The sequence below is a fragment of the Ignavibacteriota bacterium genome, from assembly GCA_016707525.1.
GTDB lineage: Bacteria > Bacteroidota > Ignavibacteria > UBA10030 > UBA6906 > JAGDMK01.
On sequence record JADJHP010000017.1, the window covers coordinates 15,555 to 27,392 of the forward strand.

Annotated in this window: 8 protein-coding genes and 1 pseudogene; 7 read left to right on the top strand and 2 right to left on the bottom strand. The window is 60.8% G+C overall.

From position 1 onward, the window contains the following. Nucleotides 1–36 precede the first annotated feature (36 nt). Both IPI01_20060 and IPI01_20065 read right to left on the bottom strand, forming a co-directional pair. Entirely contained in the window at nt 37–1,260 is a 1,224-nt protein-coding gene (locus tag IPI01_20060) for a glycoside hydrolase family 88 protein (GenBank protein MBK7260051.1), read from the bottom strand. A 15-nt stretch (nt 1,261–1,275) separates the two neighbouring features. After that, nucleotides 1,276–3,276, bottom strand: coding sequence for a heparinase II/III family protein (locus tag IPI01_20065; GenBank protein ID MBK7260052.1), 2,001 nt, complete (start codon nt 3,274–3,276; stop codon nt 1,276–1,278). Between the two features lie 264 nt (nt 3,277–3,540). On the opposite strand from IPI01_20065, the gene IPI01_20070 reads away from it, so the two are divergent. The 7 genes and pseudogenes from IPI01_20070 (at nt 3,541) to IPI01_20100 (ending at nt 11,810) form a co-directional block, all read left to right on the top strand. Then, nucleotides 3,541–4,539 (top strand): acyl-ACP desaturase, encoded by a 999-nt coding sequence (locus IPI01_20070; protein MBK7260053.1) that lies wholly within the window; start codon nt 3,541–3,543, stop codon nt 4,537–4,539. A gap of 503 nt (nt 4,540–5,042) precedes the next feature. Next, nucleotides 5,043–5,531 carry a hypothetical protein gene (locus IPI01_20075; GenBank protein MBK7260054.1) on the top strand — a complete coding sequence of 163 codons (489 nt, stop codon included), beginning with the start codon at nt 5,043–5,045 and terminating at the stop codon, nt 5,529–5,531. A gap of 336 nt (nt 5,532–5,867) precedes the next feature. Next, on the top strand, nt 5,868–7,544 hold the full coding sequence (locus tag IPI01_20080) for a carboxypeptidase-like regulatory domain-containing protein (GenBank protein ID MBK7260055.1): 1,677 nt from the start codon (nt 5,868–5,870) through the stop codon (nt 7,542–7,544). Beyond that, nucleotides 7,538–8,848, top strand: a complete 1,311-nt coding sequence (locus IPI01_20085; GenBank protein ID MBK7260056.1) for a TonB-dependent receptor — start codon at nt 7,538–7,540, stop codon at nt 8,846–8,848. Before IPI01_20080 ends, IPI01_20085 begins: the two co-directional genes overlap by 7 nt. A 164-nt stretch (nt 8,849–9,012) precedes the next feature. After that, on the top strand, nt 9,013–10,689 hold the full coding sequence (locus tag IPI01_20090; GenBank protein MBK7260057.1) for a D-aminoacylase: 1,677 nt from the start codon (nt 9,013–9,015) through the stop codon (nt 10,687–10,689). Further along, a pseudogene (locus IPI01_20095) lies at nt 10,686–11,263 on the top strand (DNA-3-methyladenine glycosylase I). Before IPI01_20090 ends, IPI01_20095 begins: the two are co-directional and overlap by 4 nt. 379 nt (nt 11,264–11,642) lie before the next feature. Further along, nucleotides 11,643–11,810, top strand: coding sequence for a tetratricopeptide repeat protein (locus tag IPI01_20100; GenBank protein MBK7260058.1), 168 nt, complete (start codon nt 11,643–11,645; stop codon nt 11,808–11,810). Nucleotides 11,811–11,838: the final 28 nt, after the last annotated feature.

The window sequence follows — 11,838 nt, forward strand, 5'->3', positions numbered from 1 at the left end:
TGCGGGACTTACCAGATCACGAACATAAGAACCGGATCAGCGCCGGTCCGCGGGCTCCGACCACGTTGTGTAGCGTATGAGTGCTTCAACAAAATAGTAGTCCGCATAGGTGAGGGGCACATCCACCTCCGAACCTGCAGGCCGATGGCCCACACCGTGACGCAGAATGAAATTGCCATTGGTCCCCTTCGCGGCAAGATACGCTGGCGACGCGAGAGTCCGGAGCTGCGTTTCCGCGACGGCCCGGTATGCTGCAGCCCGCAGAGGGTCTGCGTACCGGCTGAGCTCAAGGAAGGCCGAACACATGATCGCCCCCGCGGATGCATCCCGCAACTCGTCAGGGATCCCCGGCGCATCGTAGTCCCAGTACGGTATCCCGTCGGCCGGGAAGTGCGGATGATGAATGACAAGGTCTGCCATCCCTTCAGCACGGCGCAGATATGCCGTATCGCCCGTCTCCCGGAACATCATCGTGAATCCGTAGAGCCCCCATGCCTGCCCGCGTGCCCACATCGAGCCATTGCTGTAGCCCTGGTGGGTCTGCTTCTTCTCGGGTATGCCCGTGAGCGTGTCGTACGAGACGACATGGAATGTGCTCAGGTCCTCGCGGAAGTGGTGCTGCATGGTGGTGGTCGCATGCGCGCGCGCGATCCGGTCGAAGGCGGGAGTGCCAAACTCCCGTGCGCTCCACTCCAGCATCTCCAGGTTCATCATGTTGTCGATGATCACCGGATACTGCCACTTGCTGGTGGACGGCGACGGCCCCCATGAACGGATGGCGCCGACGGTCGGATGGAACCGCGTGCTCAGCGATGTGGACGCCGTCCTGATCACTTCCCGGTACGACGGGTCGTGCGTGAGCCGGTACCCGTTCCCGAAACTGCAGAAGATCATGAATCCGACGTCGTGGTGTCCCGTCACATACTTCTGCGATTCCACGCGGGCGCTGAATGCCCGCGCCAGCGAGGCGATCGCCGTGTCCCGCGTATCCTCGTAGAGATACCACAATACCCCGGGGAAGAAACCGCTCGTCCACCAGTCCGGCGCGCAGGTGACCAGCGTGCTGTCCTTCGCAAGGGTCCGCGGCAGAAGGCCCGGACGGTCTTGCAGCGATGCCGCCATTGCCACACTCTGCGTACGTGCCACATCCAGAGCGTGGCGGACGACGTCACGGAGAGGCGGATCGCCCGGCCCGGCAGCAAAGGCTTGTCCGACAAGGAGGAGCATGGCACAACTTGCTTTGATCATCAAGGACTTCATACGGTCTCTCTGGCTTCAGCGCGATGGAGTGATCTTCAGAATGTGCTCGCCCGTGAGCGAGAGGGATGTCGACGTCAGTGTGATCCGCCAGATCCGGTTCCCCCACGACGACTGCAACTGGGGGTCGGTGATGCTGATCTCTTCCGCCCGCACCGTGAACCGTTCCGGGGGATACCGGATATCCGCCGCCGTTCCTTCTCCACCACGAAGGGATCGGCTGAGCTGGATCCGTCCCGCCGCCGAGACATCCGGCTCACGGCATGTCATCAAGGAGAGGCGGACCGGCTCCTTCATGGCCGTCAGCGCATACGTGTCATGTACCTCAACGGCATTCGTTCTGTCGAGAGAGACCATACGCCGCCACGACCCGATGGCAGATTCGGGAGGATACGCTCCAGCGATATCCATGCGGAGCGATGCCCGCGCATCGGTTGTCGTGTACTCCACTTCCCGTGCGGCGAACCGGCGGCCATCCTTCTGCGATACGCCGTTGACCGTTGGCACATTGTGATACGCCGACTGCATGGTCCAGATGGAGTACCGTTGAGCACTGAATGTCTTCGAGGTGTAGGTTTCCACCCCGACGTCGATGATCAGCGGCTCACCATCCAGAGAGACGATGAAATTGCCGACGTCGTTGTGGTTGTGGCTCTCGTCGTTGTGGCCACCCTGTGCGGCCAGGAAGAATCCTTCCGCTGTCCCTTCTGCGGACCGGGCCATCATGACTTGAATGCCGGGGAACCATGAATCGCGCAGGCACGCATCGGATGGTGTGGCCTTCTGCAGGTCCTGCAGGACGAAGAGGGCCGGCAGCACCCGCCCCAGAACCCCGAATTGACCGGGGACGATCCCCTCACCCAGGCGTTGCCCCCGCGCCACGTGCGCACCGAACCCTACCATGTCCGCATCCCCGATCGCCCGCCCGTACCGGAAGATCGTCGGGGCGTCCGGCTGTAGCCGTGCCGGCGCATCGGCGAAATTCACGAACCAGGGGCCCGCAATATGCGCGCGGACAATGAACTTCCCGATCTCGCGGATGCGCGGATGGGCATACACATCGATCCGGCCACGCGTGGCCGAGTGAAGCATCTCCAGGCAATCGAACAGCGAAGCACCGGCGCGGCCCCAGTACCCCGGGCCCTCATCACAACCGCCATCATCCTCGTAGGTGTCCAGGAACCGGTCGAGGCACTGCATGATCTTCGTGACAGCCCGCACGCGTGTGCCGGGATCCTTCTCAAGGATGAGTACGGCGCTGAGCCAGTTCGAACAGATCCAGGGGGTCCAATTGTTCACCCGCTTGGGCGTCAACCCCATCCACCAGAGATCATCCCGGTCGAGGTTCGGCGCATTGACGCGGCGTTCCACCTCATGGGCGATACGGGCACTGATGAGCGGTGTGACCGCATCGAGAGAGTCATGCAGAAGATACGACGTCCACGCCAGCAGCGAGGCCGTCTCCGCGGCAAAGAGGTCTACGGTAGGTTCTTCCACATCGGGCAATCCCGACCCGGCACGCTGCATGCCGACATGTGCGGGAACGCCCCAGTAGCTCTCTTCACAGATCGTCCAGATGCCATTGATGATGTCATCGCGGAACCTCCCCTTCCCTTCGACACACTCAGCGATGACCAGAGTCGCAAGCTGCTGCCTGCGCGAGAACATCGTTGTCTGGAACCTGCTCCGGTCGCCGGTGCGGACATACTCGAGGAAACCGGTTGCCTGCAGCTCGGGCCAACGACAATGGAGCAGCCCTTCGCCGGCGCGGACGTACGCTTCGCGGACAGGTGCCGGAAGCGACCGCCATTTCTCCCTGGCGGAGAATGCAGGTATCGGATTCCATGCACGGGGAGCTGCCAGAGTAGAGCCTAATTCGCCCGGGGAGATCGCTCCGCTCAGGATGGCCGTCGAAGGCGTACCGGCCTCACCAGCCATGGCACCAGAGGCCATCGAAAGGCACACGGAAGCCAGCACGCCGGCAAGGACAATTCCCATGGATCGGGGTCCGGTGATCACCTGAGATCTCCTCGTTATTATAGAGGTGCGATTGATGCGAGTGCAGAGGGGCGTCCCGGCGGGCCTCGTTTTCCACCTGCCGGTACCATGGAATCTACGCCCTTCGACGCCGAAAGGCAAGCTTTGGGCATGCCCGGCGGGGTATGGGCTGACTGGTGAGGCGGTTCTGACGGCCCGGGATCAGGGGAATTCTTCATTGTGGGCGAACGACTTTCTCCTCACGTGTGTTCAACCGTTAGGAGATCAACATCCATAGAGCGCTTGATGATGAATAAGCTTGAAGTGATACGTAGTATCGAGGGATACGTCGGTGAAAACATCGGATCGCTCCTGAAACCGATCGAAACGAGCTGGCAACCATCAGATTTCCTCCCCATAATGTCCGATCCGGACTGGAAAGAGCGCGTGGATGCGATCCAGGCGGGGGCACGGAACCTGCCGGATGACCTCCTCGTGGTACTCGTCGGAGACATGGTGACGGAAGAAGCCCTGCCGACCTACCAGACCTGGATCAACCGGCTCAATGGCCTTACGGATGAGACCGGCGTGAGTGCTTCCCCATGGAGCCAATGGAGCCGCGGTTGGACAGCCGAGGAAAACCGTCACGGAGACCTTTTGAACCGATATTTGTACCTTTCCGGCCGCGTGGACATGCGGGCCGTCGAGGTCACCATCCATCACCTGATCAACGCCGGATTCGACCCGCAGACAGAGAACGATCCGTACCTCGGGTTCATCTACACATCCTTCCAGGAGTGGGCGACCAAGATCTCGCATCGCAATGTCGGCACCCTGGCACTCCGTGCCGGGGACGACACCCTGCACCGTATCTGCGGCATGATCGCGGGAGATGAGGCCCGGCATGAGAAGGCGTACAAATTGTTCATGGCCCGGATCTTCGAGATCGATCCGGTCGGAGCGATCATCGCGTTCGCGACGATGATGAAGCGGAAGATCGTCATGCCTGCGGTCATGATGCGCGACGGCATCAGCGAATCCCTCTTCCTCCGGTTCTCCAGAGTGGCCCAGCGCACGGGCGTGTACACCGCCATGGATTATGCGGACATCGTCGAAAGCCTGGTGAAGCACTGGGATGTCGAGCACTTGCCCGGACTCTCGGATATCGCTGCGCGGTCGCAGGATTACCTGTGCGGACTGGCCACGCGCTATCGCCTGCTCGCCGAACGCGCAACGATCCTGACCGCCCCCGATCGCTTCAGTTGGATATTTGACAGGGAGGTCGGAACGGCGAGAGGCGCCTGAGCGATACGAAGGTGAGGTGCCGCAGAACGACACAACGATTTCTTCACACTGCCGTAACAACGGCGTAACATACAAATGCGACATTGCAGCTCGACAACCAGGAGGGCTTGGTATGAGTGTGTGCACGACGTGCGGCAAAGGAGAACTCAAGACCGTCCGCGGTGCAAGCAGACGATCGTTCTTTCAAACCTGTTCGAATCGGCGGTGCCAGGCGACATTTGAGCTCGTTCTGAGCATCTCCGATGCTGTTTCTTCGTTGCCCAGAGAAGCCCCGCGGAAATCGAAGAAGAACATCCAGTCCGACACTGCCGACTGATTCCCCGGAGTTCGAGGCCCACTCCGGATGATCACCCGGCCTCACCCATGATCCCGCGCACCGGCAACCCCTTCACACGCGTGATGGTGGCCGCGGTTGCCCGTTCGTCAACCTGCCGCAGGACGCATTGACTTTTTCCCCCGGATACCGCTCATTGGGTGAGGGAGAGAACATGAAGGGATGGACCATGCGCTGTACCGCTGTGTGCTGTCTGCTTGCCTGCTGTCTTCTTGCGTTCATACCGCATACCACGCATGCGCAGGGGCCTTTCGGCATCGGGCTCATCGTGGGAGAGCCGACGGGGATCTCGGCAAAATATCATCTGAGCGATCGCAATGCCATCGACGGAGCCCTGGGGTTCTCGCCGTTCGACCGCATGCGCCTTCACGCCGACTATCTCTGGCTGTCGCGTCCGTTCGGCGAACGCCGTCTCGTTTTTTCGTATGGGGCGGGATTGGCGATCGGCTTTGGCAAGCGGTGGGTCGATGGCCGGCGCGGGGTCTTCGGCTACGTCGTCCAGGAGGCGGGGTTGGCGGTCCGGGCGCCGGTGGGGCTTGCATATATGATCCCCCGCACCCTCCTGGAAGTCGGATGTGAGATCGCCCCACTCCTGATACTTGGTCCGGAAGCAGGTTTAGGTGTGGATGGAGGAGTGATCCTCCGCATCTATCCGTGAGAGACGCGGTTTCCACACCGTTATTCCCCCCACTGCCGGTTCAGAACCCACGAATTCAGGCATTTCTGTGCCTCATCGGCGTGGTACATGATGTCACGTGCAGGTCCGGGGGCTTCCGTGGCGACATCAAGCTCTCCTGAAAACGATTGATTTGGCCCATATTGACAATGAGAACAGTATTCATGATATTATTCGTTGTTAAGCCAAACTAATTCCTCCTAGCGGGTCTCGGTACCATTCCTCTCATGACCACCCCGCGGGATCGCGCGTCCGAATTCCCTGATATTCTGATCTGAATTGTAGACCCCCTCACTGTTCCGCGAAAAGGAGAAATCCATGGTGCAACGGCTACTGCATCCCCTGGCTCTGGCGATGATCCTCGCTCTGTGCACGGTCGTCACCGCACAGGCACAACGATCATCGAACATGACCGGCACCGTCAAAGATGCGTCAACACGAGACGCGCTGCCGGGTGCGAACATCCTTCTGGTCGGCAAAAGCATGGGGGCGACAACGGATATCTCCGGGAAGTACATCATCCGCAATATCCCCGCCGGCACGCACTCTCTCCGCATCACCTACGTCGGATACAGGACCGTCACGGTGACGGTCACGGTACCCGAAGGATCCGATGTACGGAAGGATTTTGATCTCTCCGCGGTAGCGATCGAAGGCGAGACCGTTGTCGTCACCGCCCAGGCCGCGGGGCAGAAGGAAGCGATCAATCAGCAACTCAGTTCAATGCCGGTCATGAACGTCGTGTCCGCCGCCCGCATCCAGGAACTGCCCGACGCCAATGCCGCAGAATCCGTCAGCCGCCTCCCCGGCGTCTCCCTCATCCGCACAGGCGGTGAAGGCGCGAAGGTGGTCATACGCGGACTCTCGCCGCAGTTCAATCAGGTCACCATTGACGGCGTCGAACTGCCGAGCGATGTCGCCTCCACGAACAACCTCACATCAGGCGACCGCAACGCCCAGGAATCACAATCCAACCAGCTCGGCGACCGCGCCGAGGACCTGAGCATGATCTCTTCAAGCATGCTCGGCGGCATCGAGGTGATCAAAGCCATTACCCCCGATATGGATGCGACGCTGATCGGCGGCGTTGTGAACTTCGGCTTGCGCAAAGCTTCCCGGGGCAGGGTGTCACTCATCGATCCCGACCTCGCCTGGCTCCCCAATGTCGAACTGCGGGTCCAGGGTGGATTCAACGACCTGAAGAGTACCCGTTCCGACTACCGGTTCGTCGGTTCTCTTGAAAAACGGTTCCTCGATGATGCCCTCGGCGTGTTCTTCCAGGCATCCACAGAAAAGAGGAACCTGAGCTCACACAACCTCGGTGTGGGATATAACCTCAGCGACAAGATCCACGGCGACGCCGGGATCCCCGATCTGTCAACCCTTGAATTGACCGATGTGAACCGCACGAGGGAGCGGGTCGGAGGGACTCTCGTGCTCGACTATCAGCACGAATCCGGCGAGATCGGGCTGATGAACTTCGGAAGCTCGAGCGACACGCGGGCACTCAACAGGGGGCAGGTGATCAATACCGGCAACCGGTGGGTGAACTACACCGCCGGCGACACCCGGGACAAGCTCAACGTCATCAGCAACATGCTGAGCGTGAAACAGGAGATCCCGCTCTTCCATGTCGACCTCAAACTCTCACATAGTTACTCTGAATCCCGCAGCCCTGACGACCTGTACTTCAATTTCCGTCAGCAGGACGCCGGGCTGAACAACCTCGGTGACCTGACGAAGCTCCCACCGCAGGTCCTCGCGAAACTCATCAAGCCGAATCCCGCGACATCCTATCAGGATGCCATCTCCACATCCACCACCCTGTCGCGCGAACGCACACTCACCGGAAGCCTGGACCTGCAGACGGACATGCAGCTTCTCGACTGGGTCTCCGCAAAGGTGAAGTTCGGCGGCTTCTACCAGCGCCGTGCGCGCGCGCGTACGATTTCAACACCAGTTCGGGATCGACGTGGGGCGAGGATGCCATGCTGAACGCATTCCGGGCGGCCTATCCGTCGCTCATCACCAGCGGCAGCCTCCTGAGCATGCTGAACTTCATCGATGATCCGTATCGCTACGGGACGTTCCTGAACGGCGACTACGATCTGACCCTGCCTATCAGCATCGACATGATGTGGAAACTCCTCCCTGTTGCCCGGAGAACGGCCCAGGTCGGCGATCGCGGAGGATACCAGCCGAATGACCTCGGCAACGTCATCAACGACTACGACGGCATGGAAGATAAGAGCGCGGCGTACGCCATGGCGACCTTCACCCTCGGCGACCAGATCACGATCCTTCCCGGCGTGCGTTACCAGAACCTGGCAACCGAATATACCGGGGTGCGCGGCAAGCTCGTTCCCGGCGGAATCCAGGGAGGCGATACGACCGTCACCATGTCGCACGGCTACTGGCTGCCCATGCTCCACCTTCGGTATGCCCCGTTCGAATGGCTGCAGTTCCACTTTGCCTATACCAACACCCTGAACTATCCCGACTACAGCACGATCACGCCGCGCTACCTGATCGGGACCGGCTTCATCTCCTATAACAACTACCGGATCAAGCCTGCACGGTCCCAGAATCTGGACCTCGTCGCTGCGTTTCACTCCAATGAGATCGGCCTGTTGACACTGAACGGGTTCAAGAAGAGGATCGAGGACCTCATCTTCTTCTCCAAGACCTATGTGACCAACGTGAGCCTGTATCCGGACCTGCCCGCCCCCAGCGGCGAACTCTTCGAATTCAACACCTATATCAACAACCCCATTGCGATCGATGTGTACGGCATCGAGACCGAATGGCAGACACACTTCTGGTACCTGCCCCAGCCGTTCACGGGCCTGGTCCTGAACATCAACTACACGCACATCTTCTCCGAAGCGAGCTATCCAAGGAGCGAACTGTCGGTGACGTACGACGATGATGGCAATGCAACGACCACCCGTCTGGATACCGCCTATACGACACGCCTGCTCAACCAGCCGAACGATATCCTCAACCTGACCATCGGCTACGATTACATGGGATTCTCGGCGCGCGTGTCGATGCTGTATCAGGACAACATCTTCAAGAAGCCGGATTTCTGGATGCAGAACCGCGTCAACTCGGCGAAATATACCCGCTGGGACCTCTCGGTGAAGCAGGAACTGCCATGGTACGGCATGCAGCTCTTCTTCAACATGAACAACATCACGGGTGAGAACGAGCTGGACATCAACCAGAAGACCAGCTTCGCAGCATACGAGCAGCGGTACGGCATGACCGCAGACCTCGGCCTGCGCATCAGACTCTGAGCCATCGGTCCACGGCCGCTTCCGGGCGGCACAGGACATGCGGTACCTGCAACGGCCCCTCGCACGCGCGAGGGGCCGTTCCATGTCCACTCCGATCTCCCCCCGCCGCTTGCAACCACACCCGATTCGGCCTATATTGGAGCACGAACCCGGACCCCCCGACCATGGATCCACAGACCTCGCGTAGAACCTTCCTTGCGACCCTTGCAGGAGCCGGCACTTCGGCGATCCTCGCGGGCTGCACATCCACATCCTACACCACACGGCCATCATTCGATCTCGTGATCATCAACGGCACGGTGATCGATGGGACCGGCAGTGCCGAACGCCGCATGGATGTCGGCATCAGGAACGGCATCATCACCGCTACCGGTGATCTGCGGCAGGCAACCACCGCGCGCGTCATCGATGCGTCCGGACTGAAGGTCGTGCCCGGATTCATCGATATTCACTCGCACACCGATCTCGATCTCATCAAGAACCCCTTTGCACCGAGCAAGGTGCACCAGGGGGTGACCACCGAAGTGACCGGCCAGGATGGGGAATCGGTTGCACCACTCGGCGGAAGCGGCCTCGATCACACGTTGCAGGACTTCCGGAGATCGTACGGGTTCGATTGTCCATACCGGACCATGGACGAATTCTTCACCTTCCTTGGCGCACGTGGTTCCGCGCAGAACATCATCTCGTTCATCGGCCTGGGCACGCTGCGTGCCGTCCACGTCGGCTTCGACAACCGTCCGGCAACGGGCGATGAGATCGCGGCGATGCGCGACTCCGCGCGTTCCGCCATCGAGCAGGGGTGCTTCGGCGCGAGCACCGGGCTTGAATACACCCCGGGAAGTTTTGCCGACCAGGCCGAGCTCGCGGCACTGATGGAAGCGATCCCGGCGCGGGGACGGCTGTACGCATCCCACATGCGCAACGAGGACAACCGCGTGCTGGAAGCGCTCGCCGAAGCGATCGCCATTGCTCGAACGTCCGGGTCCCGCCTGGTGGTCTCCCACCTGAAGGCACAGAACAAAGGGAACTGGCCGAAGGTGGCAACGGCGCTGGCCATGATGGACGAAGCCATCGCGGGCGGCCTCGATGTGCATGCCGACCGCTACCCGTATGTCGCATTCAACACCGGACTCACCAACCTCTTCCCTCTCTGGTCGAGGGATGGCGGAACCGAGAGATTCCTGGAGCGCCTCAAGGACCCGTCACTCGCATCCCGGCTGCGCGCGGAGGTCCAACGAAAAGTGGACGGGCTCGGCTCATGGGATGCGGTCATGATCTCGAGTGTCCGGCGCGACCAGAACAAGCCCTACCAGGGGAAGACCATCCTTCAGATCAGTACTGAAGGCACGATCGATCCGTATGAGTTCGTCGTCTCCCTGCAATTGCAGGAGAATGCCAGCGTCGGCATGGTCGGGTTCGGCATGGACGAACCCGGCACGGAAATGGTCCTCGCCTGGAAGAACACGATGGTCGCATCCGATGCCGGCCCGCGCGCACCGGGTGACGGCTCCTGGCCGCATCCCCGCGCGTACGGCACGTTTCCACGGGCGATCGCACACTACCAGCGCACAAGGAAGATCACGACGCTGCCGGACATGATCAGGAAAATGACGGCCCTTCCCGCAGAAGTCCTGGGCCTTCGGGATCGGGGAGTGATCGCAGAAGGAAAGGCAGCGGACATCGTACTCTTTGACTACGAGAGGATCGCGGACCGGTCGGAGTTCACTGACCCCCACCGCTTCCCTGACGGGATCCCGTTCGTGTTCGTCAACGGCATCCCTGTCGTCGACAACAACACGCAGACCGACGCGAAGCCCGGAAAGGTCCTCCGGTCATGAGTCCCTCACAACGCACGCGGTGCGGGTGGGCAGGCACCGATCCGCTGTACGTCGCCTATCACGATACGGAGTGGGGGATCCCCGTTCACGACGACCGGCACCTCTTCGAGATGCTCACGCTGGAGGGTGCGCAGGCCGGACTGAGCTGGATCACGATCCTGAAGAAGCGCGAGAATTACCGCAAGGCATTCGACGGATTTCACCCTGCCCGTATCGCCCGCTATGATGCGAAGAAGGTACGCACGTTGCTTGCCAATGAAGGGATCGTGCGGAACCGCCTGAAGATCGCATCCACGATCAGCAATGCCGCAGGCGTTCCTCGAGATCCAGAAAGAGTTCGGCAGCTTCGACAGATATATCTGGAGTTTCGTCGGCGGGAAACCACAACTGAAACCACCGCAAGTCGTTACGGGACATCCCCGCACGCACAGAGGTATCGGATGCGATGAGCAAGGACCTCAAGAAGCGCGGCTTCCGCTTCGTGGGTTCGACGATCTGTTACGCATTCATGCAGGCCGTGGGGATGGTGAACGACCATACCTCCGGTTGTTTCCGTTACGGCAAGGCACGCTAACGTGGCCCTCTCTCCGTCCGCGAAGCACAGGCTGTTCGGGGCCATCCTCGTTCTGACGCCCGTGATCTTCCTCCTTCTCGCCGAAGGGGCGCTCAGGTTCTTTTCCGTGGGCGCGGATCTCCGCCTCGTGCAGAGAACCGTCGTGCGCGGACCGAATACTCTGCGATCGCCAAGGCGTTGCCCTATTCGTTCCAGCCTCTTGTCCGCCGCGCCGACGCCTTCGCGGCCGAAGGCAGGATCGCCGATGCCGTAACCGGGTATCGTCAGAGTATCCGGGTCGAGGAGAACCCGTACGCCTACATGAAGCTCGGCGTGATCCTGTTGCGGGGGGGCGCGCGCCGCTGCGGAACTCGAGCGTGGCTTCGCCGTTGATGCCTCCCTGGGCGGGGCACTGACGACAGGTGAAGCGGCATACGGCCGCTCACTGCTCGCCTATGCCTATGCCCGCAGCGGACGGTACCCGGAAGCAAAAGAGCAGGCCCGCAAGGCGCTTGCGCTGCAACCCGGACAACGTGAAGCCGCGGAGCTTCTCCGCCGGCTGCCCTAGCAGTGTCACTTTCGCACCATCACGAGGC